Below are 18,293 nucleotides of genomic sequence, written 5' to 3'. Positions count from 1 at the left end.
ATGGGAAAATGGTGATCCTTGAATTAATTTTCAACAAAGGGAGAAACAGTTTAGTCAGTCAATATCATCTCCAGTTAAAGTTAGTCACCGCCCTTATAACGCAATCCTTAAAAAGGCGTTTTGAAAGACGTAGTTAAACTGCGTAACTCAAGACCTTCTTGTTTCCTTATCTTATTAAATAACTTTTCCATTGGAGAGTGTCATAGGAAAGATTATATTCTCGCCTTAGTAACCTCCAGGTCTCCCCTTCTATTTGCCGTTGTAGATAAATGTCAAATTGATTCTTTTTTTGTTCTTTTACTTGACGAGGAAACATCAATTTAAAATTGTAAGTTCCCTGAAGGTGATAAGTGGATAACTGCGCGACTAAAATTGAGTCGAGTTGCTTAACTTGAATTTGATTAATTTTAAGCTGGGGAAGAGTTGTGTTTAACTGATTGCTCAAACCCTGGAAGTTTTGGGTTAATTGTAAGACAATTGCTTTTTTAACTATCTCTCCATCAGGGGCAAATTCTGTTGGGGGAGTTGAAGAATTACAAGCGACAATTAAACTACTTAGGCTAATTAAAATAGTCGTCAATACAAAATGTAACCATAAACGAATCATATTACATATCTACTAGATAAGGCCCAATTCATTCTTCCATTTTCCCATAACTTCTCCATATATTCTCCATATATTTTAGTCAATTTATTGATACTAACTTACGTTCTCCTGACAGGTATTACTGCTAACCCACATGGAGCCTAACTCTCATCAAAAGTTTAGATCTCCATGATTAACTGCCTCAACGCTCTTGGGTAACTTTTGTGAGTTTAGAAAGCACGAATCCAGTCGATAAAACAAAAACCATTCTAGAGCACTGTTCATTGGCAATAAATTATTGCTGTAATAAAACCCCTCCTGATCCATATAGATTTCCATTAGCGTATTATATAATGACTTCCTAAGAAAGTTGACTTGAGAAAATAAAACTTTTTCGAAGCAATGTTTTGTCCAAACAAATTTATAGGAATTTTAGAATTTTTTCTATAGAAAAGGATATTTACATTAGATAATATATCAAGTGAGTGAATTTAAATAAACGTTAAGAACATAAATTATTTTAGACCTCTGTATTTAAGTAATTTTCAGTTGTACGTATTAAATAATAGATAACGATTAAGAATGACTTATATATCTATTTCTTTGTATTTGCCGTATTTTCACTTTATCTAAAATCTTTCTGTTTTTTAATTTTTTTTATTAGTACATGGAGCAATTATCATCTTCGCTTTTGTTATTTTCTATTTCCAGTCCCCTTTTTAAGAGTTTTAAAGATTCCTTCAAGAGTTAATTTAACTTTTGTCTCTTTTCTAAAAAACTTAGATGATTTACAACTCTTATAATGTTTTTTATTTTTTCTGAAAACCTTTCAAGATACTTATTTTTTATCCTCTTATTTCCAAGTTCTTCTTCTTTTACTTCTCGGAGGTTCCCGCAATCTTTGTCTTCTCTAAAGGATTTATCTATAAAATTGTTTTTCTAATTGTGTTTTCTGATCTTTTCAAGAAAAATGCAATTTCTTTAACTTTTTATCTTCTTGGATTTAAACCTAATACTTCTACTTCTGTTCTCGTGCTGGAGAAAATTTTTAGGTGCAAGTCTATTTTAATAGTTTTTGCTTTTCTAATTTTGTCAACTGAATTCTTAGGCAAGCTGGCGTCTAGAAATCACTCTTTCTTAACCATTCCTATTTTACGCTTATCTACACTCACTTACTTATTTGGCCTGCACAGTTTGTGTTACATGAATGGATGATTTTCATAAATATTTAGATACTCTAACATAAGTCAGACAATTACTCAATGACTGATCATCCAATTTGTCTGCCTTCTCCATAAAAATACCTAAACTCTTGTTAGATGTTAATTGTTAAGAGTGGTTAGTACTTCTTCAATTCAGTCAGAGATTAACTATTTTTTGATTAACTTGCATCGCTCTGTTTCCTTTATAAAGAGAACTTGGGGCTTCAACCATTAGTTGAATTTACTTAAGGATCACAAACATTAACGAACTTAAAAAAAGCTTCTTGAGCCGCAGCTTGTTCAGCCATTTTTTTAGAACGACCTTGACCTGATCCTAATTTACGATCAACGAGCCAAACTTCAGCCAGGAAACTTGGTTGACTAGTCGGTATAGAGTTAAGCTGCTTTTTAACTCTATATTCTGGTAAAAGTTTATACTGAGCCTGAGTCCATTCTTGTAGCGCATCTTTATAGTTTTGACGAGCTGGATCTTGTCGAATTTCTTCAGCTTTGGCTTTTAAAAGATCGTCTAACCAGGGACGTACTAAACTCATGGTTTGGGTACTCAAATATAGTGCGCCTAAAACTGCTTCAAAGGCATCTGCTAAACGAGAAATCCTTCCGGCTTCATCTTTAACTACATGATCAGCCATCAGGAGATAGCGTTCTAACCCAAAACTCTCGGCAAATTGGGCTAAAGTGCGATCGCTGACCATCACAGAACGTAGGGCAGCAAATTCTCCTACGGACTCATTTGGATAGATTTCTAAAAGGATTTCAGCGGCTGCAAGTCTCACTACGGAATCTCCCACAAATTCCAGTTGTTGATAGTTCTTTTCCCTGGAAATGGTGGGATGAGTCAAGGCAAGATCTAACCATGACCAATTAATCTGTGAGGTGTCAGATAACCCCAGTTTTTGCATTAACATTCGTAATTGCTTATTACGCCGAGGATTATTAAAAGTCATGAGAAAACTGTCTTGAAACACTATCGGCTGCTCTAGTATACAGATAAGTTAAAGGCTCGACAATTTTTTGTATTTTAAACTTTTTACCAGCACGTTCCCATAAGTCGGTGTCTTCTCCATAGAGAATATCTTGAAAACCTTGCAATTCAAAAAAGACATATCTTTTGCCAAACAAGGTAGGACAAATGACACAGTTTTGGATATTAACTTTTTGGTCAGGATTATAATAGTCTGTCACCCATGTTTCTTCATTTGCTTTAAATCCACCTACAATTAACTCAATTTCTGGATGGGTTTGAAAAAAGTCTAGTCTCGATTGTAAGTGATTGAAAAGATATTGATCATCACTATCAATAAAAGTTATGTATCTTCCAAAAGAGGCTTTAATTCCTGCATTTCTTGACAGGGCTGCTCCTTTATTTTTATGTTTTAAATAACGAATTTTAGAAAAATTCTTAAGATAAGGATTAACTATTTCAAAGGTATGATCTTGACTGCCGTCATCAACAATAATAAATTCCCAATCTTGATAAGTTTGGTTGAGGACACTTTGAATACATCCTGTTAAATATTCAGCTCGATTATAGGTTGCTAAGATCACAGAAACTTCAGGAATAAAGGGAAAATTAAAATCATTCATAGCTCAGGTATTTAAAAGAAAAATAGTTTTAAATAACTAGCCTTATTGGATAGTTATTTCTCTGCTACGATACAGGTAGTAACGGGATAATCGGGATTACAATTATTGATTTCTTCTGAAGACAGTTCTTCGGTTGCAATACCATGATAACTAGCAATGAGAGCAATGAGGTTACCATAAATATATAATTTCTGCTCAGAGAAATCTTTAAATAAATACTTCATTCCATCGGGTAAAGGTCGCCAGTAATCAACAGGAGTTCCATGGATTCTGACCGCATTGGGGACCATTGCAAAACATTTTCCTCCAATTTTTAGCCATTTATAAATATTCTGAACTGCTATCCAAGGAGCATAGCAATGTTCTAAAACATTAAAAATAATCACTGAATCTACTGATTCTGGTTCGATCACGGAAGGATCATGAACATCTCCCACAATATCTATTCCTAACCCAGGTTCTAAATTCAGAACTTGATAAGAATCTTGGGAATTCACTTCATAAAAATCTCGATCTTTGGGAGTTCCTCCTATTTCTAAAATCTTTCCCTGAATTTCTCCTCTAATTTCTTCAATAAATTGACTAAGATAGTAACGATCAATCGGAGTCCCTCGCGTTAAACCGAATACGTGACAAATCGGAACTAACTTTCTAAGGTTTCCCCAATCTAGAGAATTGATATCTGGTGACAATAGCCCTAAAGCCTCGAGTTTATCAACAATTTGGATGAACTTTTCCTCGCTATCAACTAATTGCAAATCCCTTTTAAGTTTATGTGTTTTAAACAGTTGAAGAAGAATGTTATGATTTTGAAAACTAAATTTACATAATTCAATTTCCTTGCTTTTTTCAATAAAACTACGAAATCCTAGTGGAAGAATTTTTAAACTTTTATTACTTAAATATATTAAAGCTTGAGGAAGATCTTGAATAAGTTTTTGATAGGTAGTTAATTGTGAAATTATTTTTTGATTTAAGTTAGACTTTCTGATAGTTTTAAAAATTTTATAAGCATCTTCTAGAGAAATTTGTTGAATAAATATTTCTAAGATAACTAACCAAGATTGAGCGGGCATTATCTCTGGCTCTTTTTTACTCCAAGCAAAGATTGCATATAATTTGGAATCCTGTGATTGTAAAAATGCACTCGTACTATATTTTTTTTTCATAAAATTTAAGCAGGTAACATTAAGTTCAAGATCAGTCAAATCATTAAATAGCTTAACTAGATACCAATTGTCTTCCAAAATTGATAGACGAGTTGAAGCCGATACTAGGTTTATTGAGCCTAATTTCCACTTTAACCCCATTGAAATACCCAAACTGGGGAGACTGACAATAGTTGAGAAAAACGGTAATTTTTATATTTAAAACTCCATTGTACGCTGTTTTACTATTTTTTATAGTAAGTAGAATCTAGCAGTGTTCTGTTATGAAACAGACAAGTCTATTACTGTAATCTATAATTATCTATGAAATATGTTACTTTTTCCTCCGTTCTCAATAAAACTATTAACTTGCTCCCAGTTATAAAACTTCCTTAGCTTTAATAGGAGTAGCTATAGTTTTGATTGTGGTACAACCTTAGGTTAGTTTATCCTTAGCTTTATTTGATTTGTCTCTGTGCTCTAAAATCGTCAGTATTCGTTTACAGTTTACTCCAATCGCTTTAGATGTTTATCGTTCGGGTCAATTGATTTGCTGATGTCCTTATTTTGAATGGAAAAACTGGCGAATTTTTGGGAATACAATACCAATTTTATTTTCGAGCAGTTAACGATATCTATTTTTTGCCGATTACTTTTAGTTTTCAAAACTTAAAAAGCTGTTTATAACAATACTGTCCTCTATGAAAAGACTACTATTAGTGTATAATTATACAATATTTAGATAAGCTGGATTATCTAGAGAAAATACTATCAGATCAATTTTTGTTATTAATCGGAATTAATGGCTTAATCATAGATCAGTCTGTTTCTAGTATAAAACTCACAATCTAGAATTAGAACATTATTCAACTAGAATAGGTTCGACAATTAACGTCGAACTATTAACATAAAAGTTCCCTTTAAAATTATTGTAAATTTTTAACGATAAAATGAATAGAGACGATCACCAAGTTCCCCAACCTAAGTTAACTAACGAGTCAACTGACAACACTGTCGAGAATGCAGTCGCATTAGAAAACTCAACTCTAACCTCAGAACCAACAAAATCTACTACTTCTACTTACGTCGAAGGGGAAAATGAAGAAAGTGCTCCTGAACCCGAAATGATTGAAGTTTATGACACCAGATTAAATCTAGAAAGTCAAGTTAAAGAGTTAACGGCACAAGTTCAGTCCCTAGAACAACAAAAACAAGGGTTAACTCAAGAAATAAAAGAGCTACAAGACCGTGAACATAAAATGATAGCGGAAAGAATTCAAGATATTGAGCAACACATTCGCTTGATAGTTAAAGAAAGTTTAAAAGAACTCAAACAGCAAAAACAAGCGCTAGAAATTTCCGTTGAACAACTTCAACGTCGTCGGGATAGAATAAAAGAAGAAATGCGAACAACATTTGCAGGAGTTTCTCAAGATTTAGCGATTCGGGTTCAAGGATTTAAGGATTATTTGGTAGGCAGTTTACAAGATTTAGCTGCGACGGCTGAACAGTTAGAATTACCTACTCAAGAAACTTGGAGTTCTTCAGAAACAATCCCTTCTCAATCTTCGAGTTCAGGGAAGGTTCAGTTTATCCCCCAGGAATTTGAGGCGCAAACTACGAAGATTAAGCAAATATTGGATCAATACCGTAAAAACCCTGATTATTATGGATTTCCCTGGCAACTGCGTCGCACTTTTGAGCCAATTCATGCCGAACGGGTACAAACGTGGTTCTTTTCCCAAGGAGGACGGGGGGCTATCCGATCCATGGGGACTCGCCTACAGAATATTTTGATTGCGTCGGCGATTATTTCTGTATTGAATAGTCTTCACAGTGATCGTTCTCGGTTTCTGATTCTAGCTAACAGTCCCGAAAGACTCGGAGAATGGCGTAGGGGATTACAAGATTGTTTAGGAATTTCCCGCAGTGATTTTGGTCCAGAAAAAGGAGTAGTTCTCTTTGAATCTCCAGATGCTTTAGTGCTAAAAGCAGAACGTTTGCTCGAAGATAAACAAATTCCTCTCGTGATTATTGACGAAACCGAACAACAAATAAATCTTTCCCTCCTACAATTTCCCCTTTTGTTGGCATTTGCACCTGATCTTCAACAAGTGTCGAGCTATTCATATTAATTACATAGATCTGTAAACTATCATAACAACGGAATGAATTAGGAACTATGGCTTGGGTAATTAGTGGATTTTTGTGTCTGATGGCTTATTTACTAGGTTCGATTCCTACGGGTTATCTTGTTGGGAAAGTCCTTAAAGGGATTGACATTCGTGAACATGGATCCGGTTCTACAGGAGCGACAAATGTGTTTCGAATACTGGGTAAAACAGCAGCTGTCCTTGTCTTAATTACAGATTTGGGGAAGGCTATCTTGTCCATGGCAATGGTCAAATGGTTTTATATATTAGCCCCTACAGGACTGATTACTTTAGACTGGAAACCCTGGTTAATGATAATGGCGGCGATAGCTGTTGTATTGGGCCATAGTAAATCGATTTTTCTCAATTTGACAGGGGGTAAGTCAGTAGCTGTCGGTTTAGGGGTGTTGTTCGTCCTTAACCCCTTAGTTGCTTTTGGAAGCTTAACTAGCTTTTTGCTAATGCTGAGTTTCTCCAAGATTGTTTCCTTGAGTTCCTTGACAGGAGTACTTGCAGTCAATATTTTGATGATTTGGCTACATCAACCTCTACCCTATTGTATTTTTGCTTTGGTAGCAGGACTCTATGTCATTATTCGTCATAGCGCGAATATCAATCGTCTCCTTGAGGGGAAAGAACCCAAAATTGGTCAAAAGTTACAAAATTCTTCTCTGTCTAAAATCTAAGAACTAGTTTTACTTATTTCTATTTTTGCTTTTTTTCGGTAGGGGACTCTCAAATACTGAATATTCAGACATTCTTATGAAAAACCTACTTTTAGAATTAGGGAGTAGACAAGACACATCATCATAACACAACCCCCTCAGGAAAGGATAAGTAGGCAGCTACAATATAAACTTTGAAAAAGTAACCCATTTCTAATTTTTAGATTTCAACAATTACAATCAACTTTATATTGTTTTAACTAGCGTTTTTTTAGATAGTTGTCTTAATAAAAAACTTATTTTACTGCTTTAAATAAAGCATATTTATATTTAAGTTTCTTGACTACAATTTTACAATTTTTATTTGAATTTTTATGATATTTAGTATATTCTTACTTACTTATATAAGCCTATCTGTCCAATGTATTATACTCAGTTTGAAAGAGCAAATTTTCTGCCTCCTATTCTAGGATTTTATAATGTTTGAATCAACATATAGCCTGGTAAATTATCTAAACTAGATGTAGTTTTAAAAATTTAGTTTATGTTGCTTAGAATCAAAATTATGCAGGATTGGAAAACTACATCTAGTTTAGATCTATAGAGAAGTAAAAGATATTTCTGTGCAAATGTAGTTATCGGATAGTTATAATAACAATCGGTCAAATAGATACTCTCGTTTGGGACAAGCTTGTACAATGAGTTTTCAAGAAATTTGGTAGATCATCACTGCTTATGTGGGAATAGCAACTTCAGAAGTTAAATTCAGACGGCAATCACCTAAATCAAAACCAAAGGTAATTAATTAGGTAATTGCAAACTTGGTATTGACAAGATAATACTAATGTGTAGTGCATAGTGTAAAAAAACGACTCGTCAAAAGGTGCAATCTATCTTAGTATTGAAAAATAAGAGAATTGATTTTCTTGAAGATTAACTCACACAAAACATAAAGATAAATTAGGAGGACATCTATGGCACTCGTCCCAATGCGAATGCTCCTAGATCACGCGGCTGAGAATGGTTACGGTATTCCTGCATTCAATGTCAACAATCTCGAGCAAATCTTAGCAATTATGCAGGCAGCCGACGAAACTAATAGTCCCGTTATTTTACAAGCCTCTCGCGGCGCTCGTAAGTATGCAGGAGAAAATTTCCTTCGTCACTTAATCTTGGCAGCATCAGAAAGCTATCCTCACATTCCCATTGCTATGCACCAAGACCACGGAAATAGTCCCGCTACTTGTTATAGCGCAATCCGCAATGGTTTTACCAGCGTTATGATGGATGGCTCTTTAGAAGAGGATGCTAAAACTCCCGCTAGCTTTGATTACAACGTAAATGTTACTGCCGAAGTCGTTAAGGTTGCTCATGCTGTCGGTGCTAGTGTTGAAGGTGAACTTGGTTGTTTAGGTTCCCTTGAAACTGGTCGAGGAGACAAAGAAGATGGTCATGGGTTTGAGGGAACTTTAAGTAAAGACCAACTCCTGACAGATCCTGATGAAGCAGTGGAATTTGTTGAGCGTACTCAAGTTGATGCTTTAGCGATCGCCATTGGAACCAGCCACGGTGCTTATAAGTTTACTCGTAAACCTACCGGTGAAATTCTCGCTATTAGCCGTATTGAAGAAATTCATCGCCGTTTACCCAATACCCATTTGGTAATGCACGGTTCTTCCTCTGTCCCCCAAGAATGGTTAGACATAATCAACCAATACGGGGGTCAAATTCCTGAAACCTATGGGGTTCCTGTTGAAGAGATTCAAAAGGGTATCAAGAGTGGTGTTCGTAAGGTTAACATCGATACGGACAATCGTTTAGCGATTACAGCTGCTATTCGAGAAGCCTTCCATAAAGATCCTAGCAACTTTGACCCTCGCCATTACATGAAGCATTCTATAAAGTACATGAAGCAAGTTTGTTCTGAGCGTTATCAGCAATTCTGGACTGCTGGCAATGCTAGTAAGATCAAGCAAGAAAGCATTGAGGCTTATGCTACTAAGTACTCTAAAGGAGAGTTAGATACTGGTCTTAGGAAGACTGTCTCTGTATAAAAGTCAAGTGGCAAAATTTTTCATTTGTCATTTAATATTTAACGCTTGGGTAACTCATTAAAGTTGCCCAGGTTCTTGTTATTCTCTTAAAATTGGTAATTGTATTTTATTAACTCTTCCCAAGAAATTTCAATCATTGTGTTAAGATAGCTTTTCAAAGCTAAAGATTTGATCGAGTATATTTACTCAAACCAGTTGGAAAGATATAAAGATAATTAAATGTAATAATGAATGTACTTAGTGGTCAAAAATTACAGTTCTATTGCTAGATAAAAAACTTTGAGTATGGTAGTCTTTCATCGTAGTTGTCTATTTTTTAGATAAACAAATTTATAATGCATTACTGGTTTGCTCAAAATACACAACAAAAAAATAGATTAGTAACGATTTAACGGAAACCTTAGATTAGGAATTTAAACTATTAAAATCAGATAATTAGCATCAAGTTATATCAAAAAAATATTGTCTATTATTGCAAATCAATAATTTAAAAAACCGTAGAAGACATTAATAATAAATAGAAATTAATTCTAGATTATAATCTTGCTGTAACTGTTAATAATTACAGAGAGGGAACTAACAAAATAAAAGAAGATAAGCATAAACTTATTGTTTATTGATCATATTTTTAACTATAATTTCTACCGCATGAAATTAAATTTATAAAAACTATGATAAACCTTTTTAAAAATTTAAAAACTATACTTCTAATTATAAACAAGTAATAAAAAACTATATATATTTATCGTATAAAGTACAAAAGGCTGTTAGATATAGTTAAAAAGCTAGTAATTTTCAATTAAAATGGTAAGTTAATTAATGCTTGAGCTTGATTTAAATACCTAGTCATACGGAATATTTATAAAATATATAGATATATAACCTAACTATATTTTACTTATAAAGTTAGAGTGATTAAATCTCAAAACCCTAAATCTGTTTTGGCAACTTCAGCAGCAATCAAAACCTCTTCATCAGACCATTCTGACCAATCAGTTGCCCCGATTTCACTGTAGAATTGTTGATCATATCCTCGCGTCCTAACAACAACTGGCATGGGGACGGCATGGCCTAAAACTAATGCCTGTTGTTTAGAATCTAATTTAGATAAAACTGACCGCAAATTGTGTCCCCCAGATACCCCTGTAAAAATTGCTTCAATGTCTTTTTCATCATTCAATAAACAGGTGATCCGAGTCCCGACTTGAGACATAACTTCATTATCAATTCCTGATGGTCTTTGATCAACAACTAACAGGGTTACAAAATATTTTCGCATCTCCCTGGCAATGGTACCAAAAATTGTTTGATGAACAATTTTTGAATCAAGAAAACGATGCGCTTCTTCAATGGTAATAACTAGTTGTCTGGGACGATCACTTGGATTTTTACTTTGAAGAAATTTCTCTGATTGTTTGACATAACTGGTATGGATTCGTCGAGCAATCATATTAGTTGCCAGCATATAAGATAAAATGTTTGATTGGGAACCAAATTCAACAACCACGTGTTTTCCTACATTTAAAGATTGTAAAATTTGCGAGATATAATTATGGGAACATGTAGTACGTAAGTACTTTAATTTTTCTAAGCGCATTAACTTCCGTTGCAGGGACATAATTGATCCTGGATGGCCTTGTCTTTCCTGACAAAAAATTTTAATATCTTCATTGGTCATATTTAATAGATTAATAATCCAGGATTTCCCATATTCTTTCTGAAGAATCTCAGCATTATCTAAACTGGCTTCTGAAATGCCTAATTCATATCCAACTAAGCGAATATCTTCAATCTCAATTTGATCAAAACTAAGATAAAGATCTTGAGCATCTCTAACCCCCCTTCGTTTAGTAGACTCCATATCTAGGGTATAAATTTCTACCTCGCCAGAGAACAGTTGGCGTAACCCTTTTACTGTAGAAACCTGTTTACCTTCTCGCATCGCTTCCCAACCGTATTCCGAATGCATATCAAACATCAAATTAACGGCTGCTTGCTTTTTAATAATGCCTGAGATCAACAAACGAGTGAGAAAAGACTTTCCGGTTCCTGACTTACCAAAAACTCCATTACTTCGTTCTACAAATCGATCTAAATCAATGCAAATTGGAACCTCCATATCTAACGGTTTTCCAATAGCAAAATTACGACGGGTGGTATCATCTTCCCAGCCAAAAACACAACGAAAATCTTTTTCTAAAGCTTCATAAACCTGACTAAAATGAGCTGGAATAGTTTTAACTGGGAGTAATTCAATATCACTACTTGTTTTTGCTTCAAATGTTCCTAATGAACTATCCCCATTTTTTGTTTTAGCATTAACTTGTACTTCCTTTTCAATAGGAGTAAACATCAACATCGGGACTAATTCTACCTTTCCGTAAGTTCCACTTCCTGCCAGGACATCGCGCATCAAACTATCTTCAAAACTAGGAGGATGGGAAAGAATACGAGAGTTAGTAGTTCCTAAAGAGACGTCGGTAAGGAGACAGAAAAACCGCGATCTTATTCCCTGAACGACTAAAAACTTACCCACCCGCATTTGCTCGACGGAAACATCAGGATGTAAACGAACCTCTAATCCTTGACTGAGAGAACCTTCAATGACTGATCCTAAAGGTTGTTCTATCATGAGACACAAAAAATAATACAGACATTATAGATAGGGGGTGATCGTATAAATCAACCCTAAGGCTATTGTATCGATGTCTTGTCAAAAAATTGACTGTAATCGATAATTAATAATTGTTTATAAAAAATGAATAAAATTATTACGTGTCTATTTCCTAATTAACTAAAAACCCCTGCCTGGTTACAATTATTGCAGTCGATTAGCGATCTTCTGAGCTATTTTGAAAATAAACACAAAAAGTATGAAGCTATGTTTATAGCGAAAATAGCAAGTTTACCTTCATTTGTATGCAATGTTTAGTCATCCCCAAGCTATTCATTTTTTTACTATTAATGCTTAAAAGTTTAGTGCAGAATTAACTAGTAGTGGTAGTATAATACCTTTGTTAGAAACTAAACCGAGTACCATCATTGATAGTTAAACTTATCAATAGATAGATAAACTATCAATATTGTTTTATAAACAAACTATAAATATGTGGTTAATTTAATTTTTATTTAGCTAAAAATATTGTTAACGACTGAATGAATTAACGTTATATTAATGCTAGTATTAATGTATACTATTACTTTCTAAATCATTAATTAAGCTAAAAATAGTTTTAAAAAATAAACAACCTAACCTTCAATTTTTGACAGATTAAGTTCCCCTGTTAGATTTCATTTTTTAGTTTATTTATTTTTTTAAAAAAAATAAAATAAACTAGATTATTTATTAGTATAAATAATACAACCCTAAAAAATATGAGCTTTTAAAAGTAAAAAAATGAGATTAATAGACGATAAAATTATAAATGTATGGAAAAATAAGATATTATAATATATATATGGAATTAACAAGGGATTAAATAATAAACTTCATCACAGACATCATCTTAACAGATAAACTAATAATCCTAAATAAAGGTTTTAAATTGTAGTTTTTACTGGAATCATAAATTACGAAAAACTAAATCATAAAAACTGTTAAAACTTCCTATTTAATAGCATTTTTAAGAAAAGATATACAGATAGGACTTATAGCCAGACTTAGCTTTAGTAGTGTTGTTATAAGTTCCGTTTAAATTAGAAAACAAATGTTTATCTCTTAATATTTATCGAACTTATCATTGAGAAGATACTTATCTTAAGTCGAAACAATTTTGATCATAACAGTTTTTATAACAAGGCTATTCTTCTTCTAAATCTATTCTTTTTGTAGAGAATCATTTGAGGGAAAAAGCTATCTTTGTATGAGTTATGCTTTAGCTGAATTAGAAATAAAAGTAGTGTTAGCAATAATTTTGTCTAATTATCATGTGGAGTTAAGATGATCATGAAAGGAAAATGAATCATAAAGAACTCAAACGTTGCTAAGTTAGTCGAAACACAATTTAGTTGTTTTTAATTCAAAGCTTAATCTTTTTCTGAAGAGTAAAGGAGACAACAAGGAAAAGTTGAACCTTTACGGAAATCAACGTCTGTTGACCCCTGCTTTATGGAAACTTCTCATTTCAATGATGACCAATTCTAATCCCACTTCCATCACAACAAAATCTTTATTGGTTCACTTTCTAGTTAATGATTGTAAACTTCTTGTCCTTGTTGTTGCAGCATTAATTGTTATTTCTATTTCATCTGTGGTAGGCAGCATCTTTATGGATACTGGTAAATTTAGCAATATTTAGCTTCTACTGTCCTTAAAAATTGTCTTCTAAATTCTTTTTTAGTAATGGTAAAGATGGGATTGGGAATATCTATTTATCAAGGAGTTACCAGTTATTTTCATGATTAGAGTTTATGAATATGCCTTTGATGAATGACTTCTAGAAGCAACTGGACTAACTTTAGCTGCCGTTATCTAACGTAGTTAGAAACTAATTTTACCTTTTACTATCATTTTCAACTAATAACTAAAATAAAGCAAAAAACTTAAAAATTATGAAACAGTGGTGTAAAGAGGTTTTTAAAGACTACGCCATAAAAGTTAATTGCCGAATTTTATCCTGTAATTAACTTTTAAATTTGGGTATATTTAGGAGAGCGTACTCTTATCGAACAAGTAATTAATTATCAGAAAAAATATTAAATGTCTGATGCGGAACAGGAACATAATCGATTAAATCGGCTAAAAAAGACTATAAAATAGTAGATATAGATTAATTAGCATCTTTTCTAAAACATTTAAAAGAGCAAAATATATCGAAACTGGGTATATAAATTTTTAAAAAATTAATTATTATGATTTCTGAAGATAAACTTTTACTCAAAAAATCAGACAAGAGTCTGACTGCCTAGACAATTAACAAATAAAGGACTTTTTAAAAGTCAATTCGTTCTTAGCAACAAACTGTTCCATTATCAAGGAATTACCTCTAAAATTTAAGATGACAATAGTCATTAGAATAAACTCAATAGATTTCATGAGTAATTTACCTCAATCCCCTAAACCTACTGACATCCCATCTTTATCTCCTAATGCCACTCCTAGTGACACACCACCAAGTTACGTCAAACTAGCAATGCGTAATATGGTTCGCAAAAGAGGAACTTCTATCAAGCACTTTGTAGTAACAACGATAGGCTTATTAGGATTCCTTGTTAGCATTTCCTATTTAACTCGTTAAAATCGAGGTTATAATGACATTTTCTTCTTCAAAAACCTTAACGGTTGACCTTTATCTTCAGTATGCTCTTGACTTCAAAGCATCAAATGACTCAGATGTCTCTGATATTTTTACAGAAACTTGGCAACAGTGGATTCAAATTTGGTTAGAAGAACTACACTCAATAACTGCTAAATCGGAGGCTTACGAACTGAGTCTAAGGTTAACCAGCGATTACGAAATACAAACTTTTAATAACCAATATCGCCATAAAAACCAACCCACAGATGTTTTAGCGTTTGCCGCTCTTGAAGTGAAAGTTCCTCAATCATTGGAAAAGATAAGTACTGATGAACCCCTGTATTTAGGAGATATTATCATTTCGGTGGATACAGCTAGAAAACAGGCACGACAAAACCATCATTCTCTAACCGTAGAATTAGCATGGTTAGTGGCTCATGGACTCCTACACCTTTTAGGTTGGGATCATCCAGATAAAGAAAGTTTAGGACAGATGCTCGCACAACAAGAAACTTTGTTAAAACTTGTGGGCCTTCAGCGAAATAATTGATATATTAAATTAATTAAATTGTTTCAATTCCACAGTATTTCCAATAAAATTTAACAGTTCCGTCGTAAAACTTTGAGATAATGAAAACAAATTTACACTTGAATCAATTCTCCCGTCCCCAATTAGCCCCTTCTTCCCTATTGCCTTCTGGTGTTGCTTTCAGGAGCTATCCTAGTCTCCAAACAAGCCCAACTGCAGAATTAGAATTGCATTCCCGACGGCAATCGGCTTGGCAAATTGCCCCTAACTTGTTTTTAAGTTTTAAATATGCTTGGGCTGGCATTTGTTATGCTTTTGAGACTCAACGTAATTTCCGTATTCATACCTTTATGACTGTGATTGCCATTAGCCTAGGACTCTTTTTACAAGTCACTGGTGTGGCCTTGGCTATTGTTTCTTTAACCTGTGCTCTCGTGATGGTTTTAGAGTTATTGAATACCGCTCTAGAATCGGTGGTTGATCTAACTGTGGGACAGTCCTACCATATTTTAGCTAAAATTGCTAAGGATTGTGCCGCCGGAGCGGTAATGGTTGGGGCGATGACAGCAGTTTTGGTCGCCAGTTTTATTCTATTACCCCCTTTGGTTCCTTTTCTTCTTACTTTGTAAGACTTTACGTTAAGGTCAAAGGCAGATTTTGGGTGGAGATTAACTGCTCCCCCAGCAATCCTCAAGGAGAAAAGTATTGATTCTTATTATCGATAATTACGACAGTTTCACCTATAATTTGGTACAGTATTTAGGAGAACTGGGTGCTGAACTTCCCGTAGCTTTAGATATCCAAGTTTACCGTAATGATCAAATTACTATTGATGAGATTCGTTATCTACAACCGAATGGAATTGTGATTTCTCCGGGTCCAGGCCGTCCTGATGATGCAGGAATATCCCTCGCGTTAATTAAACAGTTAGGCCCGACCATACCCATTCTAGGGGTCTGTTTAGGTCATCAAAGTCTTGGTCAAGTTTATGGAGGACGAGTTGTAGCCGCACCTGTGTTAATGCACGGCAAAACCTCTCAAATCTATCATAAGGGAGTCGGAGTGTTTACGGGGTTAGAAAATCCTTTTAGCGCCACTCGTTACCATAGTTTAGTAGTAGATCGAGATAGTCTACCACAAGTATTTGAAATAACTGCTTGGGTTGAAGACGGGACCATTATGGGGCTTCAACATCAAAGTTATCCTAATCTTCAAGGGGTACAATTCCACCCAGAAAGTATCTTAACTCCGTCGGGAAAACAACTTCTTCGTAATTTTTTGGTCAGTTTAGAAAATTTTGACAATCGGGAAATAAACAATAGGAAAATGTTTTAACCGTTTTTGCAACTGCTATAAATTATAAGATGAATAAGTCAATAAAATAAATGATAGATGAAGTTAGATTTTAATTAAAAACTAATTTTTGTAAGTTTAAGAAGTTTTCTCCTCACCCTACCTACTATACTTATAATTAAATTTTAAAACTTATTCGAAGATTTAATTTCTATTAAAATTCATAGCTACACTCTAACGATTTCTTTCTCTCCTTAAAGAGTAGTATTTATCATTAAAACTGGTCCTATCAAAGATAGTTTAATTATTATCTTTTCATGGAGGAAATCTCGTAGGACATCACTAATATTTTTTATCCCTCGAACTTGAGACTCAATTTATGAAATCATTTCTTCTACATCGCTAGGTGCTTCTATTTTAGATAAGTAAAATTAATTTTTGAGATTTTTATATTTGGTCTTGAAAAGTTAGTTATATTTCTCTTAATGCTGACATTACCTCTAAAAGTCATGGTATATTTTATTTTTGATACGCTCAGTTAACCTTCTTTATCATTTCATCATGGTGTATTTTAGTCTCAGTATCTTTTATCTTAAAAATATAAAAAGAGCAGCATATTTTGAATAGGTTTATCATATTTCTTTATATTTACAAGATTTAATAACAGATTCTCAGATAGATTATGATGAATTACTTCTTTAAAAGTTGTAATTATATAAATCAGAAAGCTCGTTCGATAAATTATCTCTAAAGTAGAAATTATCATCAGAATAACTATTAAACATATTGTCAAATTCCTAATCTTTATCTTCTATTTTTGTGCTAATTACTCCTGTAAACCGAAAAAATATGATAAATATTTATAGTATTTTATTTGTTTTGTTGTCTAATTTTTTTACAGTTAAAACTTACTTAAATAGATTATGAATGTCATCAGTTTAATCAGTTTTCGAAGAAATTAGTGTTCTTTTGAAAGAATTAAGTGACAATTGAACATATTTAGTCAGGTAACTTTTTTGATTATTTATGTTTAAGGTTTCTTCATTAAAGAAACTATTAATATTTTTTCTAAAGCTTAAATGTGTTTATTGTAAATAAAAAATTAAGAATACTTGTAAAATTAATTTGTATGAAAAATATCTATTTTTTTGACAAAATTATCAACCCTTTCTGGGCCTAACTGATTTGTTATACGTATTGCCCTTAAGACAACTGTAATATTGGTATCTAACTAAACTTAGGTGATCGTCAATCAATTAAGTAAACTTAAATAAATCTAAAGCTAAAAAATAGTTAAATACAATAATTTTTAGATAAATATCATCCTTTTTTTAGATAAAATTTAGCTTTACTATTGAAAATTTATTTAAAGTTAACCATTTAAAGCTCTTTAGGTAAAAATTGGCTGTCTATTAACGGTTAGCGATTATATCTTTCCTAGATTGATTGCAATAAATTAGTAAAAAAATATTAGTTTAGTTAAATTCTCTTTTTAGTTTTATTAAAATTAGTTAAGCTATTGATTTATCTTTCAGAGATAAAAATTTTTTAATCAGCTCAATCTATCACCTTATAAGTTATAAATTGTAAATTTACCTTTAGAGTAGATTTATTTATAAATATCCAGCTTAAGGTCTAAAAATTTATCAAGAACAGGACTAAAGAGATCATGTAAACAGTTTATCGATGATAGTCAAGTCTCATCTAATAAGTTGGTAAAGGGTCCCTGAAAGGAAAATAATGTCAGATTTAAATAACAATTTGAAATCCTGTATTTCCTCATCGCAGTGAAATTGTCACACAATTTGATTGTTATAA

The 18,293-nt window shown here is 33.0% G+C and carries 13 protein-coding genes; 8 read left to right on the top strand and 5 right to left on the bottom strand.

Features of this window, described 5'->3' with window-relative positions:
- Nucleotides 1-166 precede the first annotated feature (166 nt).
- The 4 genes from P3F56_RS09320 to P3F56_RS09305 all read right to left on the bottom strand — a co-directional run bounded on the left by P3F56_RS09320 (nucleotide 167) and on the right by P3F56_RS09305 (nucleotide 4,565).
- On the bottom strand, nucleotides 167-607 hold the full coding sequence (locus tag P3F56_RS09320) for a hypothetical protein (RefSeq protein ID WP_281152585.1): 441 nt from the start codon (nucleotides 605-607) through the stop codon (nucleotides 167-169).
- A gap of 1,426 nt (nucleotides 608-2,033) precedes the next feature.
- On the bottom strand, nucleotides 2,034-2,756 hold the full coding sequence (rnc, locus tag P3F56_RS09315) for a ribonuclease III (protein WP_281152584.1): 723 nt from the start codon (nucleotides 2,754-2,756) through the stop codon (nucleotides 2,034-2,036).
- The gene (locus P3F56_RS09310; protein WP_281152583.1) at nucleotides 2,746-3,396 is read right to left on the bottom strand and encodes a glycosyltransferase family 2 protein; all 651 of its coding nucleotides are present in this window, start codon (nucleotides 3,394-3,396) and stop codon (nucleotides 2,746-2,748) included. Before P3F56_RS09310 ends, rnc begins: the two co-directional genes overlap by 11 nt.
- Nucleotides 3,397-3,449: 53 nt before the next feature.
- Nucleotides 3,450-4,565 (bottom strand): methyltransferase domain-containing protein, encoded by a 1,116-nt coding sequence (locus P3F56_RS09305; RefSeq protein WP_281152582.1) that lies wholly within the window; start codon nucleotides 4,563-4,565, stop codon nucleotides 3,450-3,452.
- Between the two features lie 929 nt (nucleotides 4,566-5,494).
- Between P3F56_RS09305 and P3F56_RS09295 the strand changes: the two genes are divergently transcribed.
- From P3F56_RS09295 to fba, 3 genes are all read left to right on the top strand, one after another.
- Nucleotides 5,495-6,679 carry a DUF3086 domain-containing protein gene (locus P3F56_RS09295; RefSeq protein ID WP_281152581.1) on the top strand — a complete coding sequence of 395 codons (1,185 nt, stop codon included), beginning with the start codon at nucleotides 5,495-5,497 and terminating at the stop codon, nucleotides 6,677-6,679.
- Nucleotides 6,680-6,726: 47 nt separating this feature from the next.
- The gene (gene plsY, locus P3F56_RS09290; RefSeq protein WP_281152580.1) at nucleotides 6,727-7,383 is read left to right on the top strand and encodes a glycerol-3-phosphate 1-O-acyltransferase PlsY; all 657 of its coding nucleotides are present in this window, start codon (nucleotides 6,727-6,729) and stop codon (nucleotides 7,381-7,383) included.
- A gap of 953 nt (nucleotides 7,384-8,336) precedes the next feature.
- Entirely contained in the window at nucleotides 8,337-9,416 is a 1,080-nt protein-coding gene (gene fba, locus P3F56_RS09285; protein WP_281152579.1) for a class II fructose-bisphosphate aldolase, read from the top strand.
- 922 nt (nucleotides 9,417-10,338) lie between these two features.
- On the opposite strand, the gene P3F56_RS09280 is transcribed toward fba, so the two are convergent.
- Nucleotides 10,339-12,048, bottom strand: a complete 1,710-nt coding sequence (locus tag P3F56_RS09280) for a helicase HerA domain-containing protein (RefSeq protein WP_281152578.1) — start codon at nucleotides 12,046-12,048, stop codon at nucleotides 10,339-10,341.
- Between the two features lie 1,435 nt (nucleotides 12,049-13,483).
- On the opposite strand from P3F56_RS09280, the gene P3F56_RS09275 reads away from it, so the two are divergent.
- From P3F56_RS09275 to P3F56_RS09255, 5 genes are all read left to right on the top strand, one after another.
- A complete protein-coding gene (locus P3F56_RS09275) occupies nucleotides 13,484-13,714 on the top strand; it encodes a hypothetical protein (protein WP_281152577.1) in 231 nt (76 codons plus the stop codon).
- 735 nt (nucleotides 13,715-14,449) lie between these two features.
- The gene (locus P3F56_RS09270; protein ID WP_281152576.1) at nucleotides 14,450-14,653 is read left to right on the top strand and encodes a DUF3285 domain-containing protein; all 204 of its coding nucleotides are present in this window, start codon (nucleotides 14,450-14,452) and stop codon (nucleotides 14,651-14,653) included.
- Between the two features lie 13 nt (nucleotides 14,654-14,666).
- Nucleotides 14,667-15,203 carry an rRNA maturation RNase YbeY gene (gene ybeY, locus P3F56_RS09265; protein ID WP_281152575.1) on the top strand — a complete coding sequence of 179 codons (537 nt, stop codon included), beginning with the start codon at nucleotides 14,667-14,669 and terminating at the stop codon, nucleotides 15,201-15,203.
- 80 nt (nucleotides 15,204-15,283) lie between these two features.
- Nucleotides 15,284-15,811 (top strand): diacylglycerol kinase family protein, encoded by a 528-nt coding sequence (locus P3F56_RS09260; protein ID WP_281152574.1) that lies wholly within the window; start codon nucleotides 15,284-15,286, stop codon nucleotides 15,809-15,811.
- A gap of 76 nt (nucleotides 15,812-15,887) precedes the next feature.
- Nucleotides 15,888-16,517: an anthranilate synthase component II gene (locus tag P3F56_RS09255; RefSeq protein WP_281152573.1), complete on the top strand. Its 630-nt coding sequence runs from the start codon at nucleotides 15,888-15,890 to the stop codon at nucleotides 16,515-16,517.
- Nucleotides 16,518-18,293: the final 1,776 nt, after the last annotated feature.

Source organism: cyanobacterium endosymbiont of Epithemia clementina EcSB, from assembly GCF_029919255.1.
Lineage (GTDB): Bacteria > Cyanobacteriota > Cyanobacteriia > Cyanobacteriales > Microcystaceae > Rippkaea.
This window is presented reverse-complemented; position numbering and strand designations above follow the sequence as displayed.

Coding starts and splice junctions, on each gene's coding strand:
- P3F56_RS09295 (WP_281152581.1), top strand. CDS start 5,495: ATGAATAGAGACGATCACCAAGTTCCCCAACCTAAGTTAACTAACGAG.
- P3F56_RS09280 (WP_281152578.1), bottom strand. CDS start 12,048: ATGATAGAACAACCTTTAGGATCAGTCATTGAAGGTTCTCTCAGTCAA.
- P3F56_RS09320 (WP_281152585.1), bottom strand. CDS start 607: ATGATTCGTTTATGGTTACATTTTGTATTGACGACTATTTTAATTAGC.
- P3F56_RS09310 (WP_281152583.1), bottom strand. CDS start 3,396: ATGAATGATTTTAATTTTCCCTTTATTCCTGAAGTTTCTGTGATCTTA.
- P3F56_RS09305 (WP_281152582.1), bottom strand. CDS start 4,565: ATGAAAAAAAAATATAGTACGAGTGCATTTTTACAATCACAGGATTCC.
- rnc (WP_281152584.1), bottom strand. CDS start 2,756: ATGACTTTTAATAATCCTCGGCGTAATAAGCAATTACGAATGTTAATG.
- P3F56_RS09270 (WP_281152576.1), top strand. CDS start 14,450: ATGAGTAATTTACCTCAATCCCCTAAACCTACTGACATCCCATCTTTA.
- ybeY (WP_281152575.1), top strand. CDS start 14,667: ATGACATTTTCTTCTTCAAAAACCTTAACGGTTGACCTTTATCTTCAG.
- P3F56_RS09260 (WP_281152574.1), top strand. CDS start 15,284: ATGAAAACAAATTTACACTTGAATCAATTCTCCCGTCCCCAATTAGCC.
- fba (WP_281152579.1), top strand. CDS start 8,337: ATGGCACTCGTCCCAATGCGAATGCTCCTAGATCACGCGGCTGAGAAT.
- plsY (WP_281152580.1), top strand. CDS start 6,727: ATGGCTTGGGTAATTAGTGGATTTTTGTGTCTGATGGCTTATTTACTA.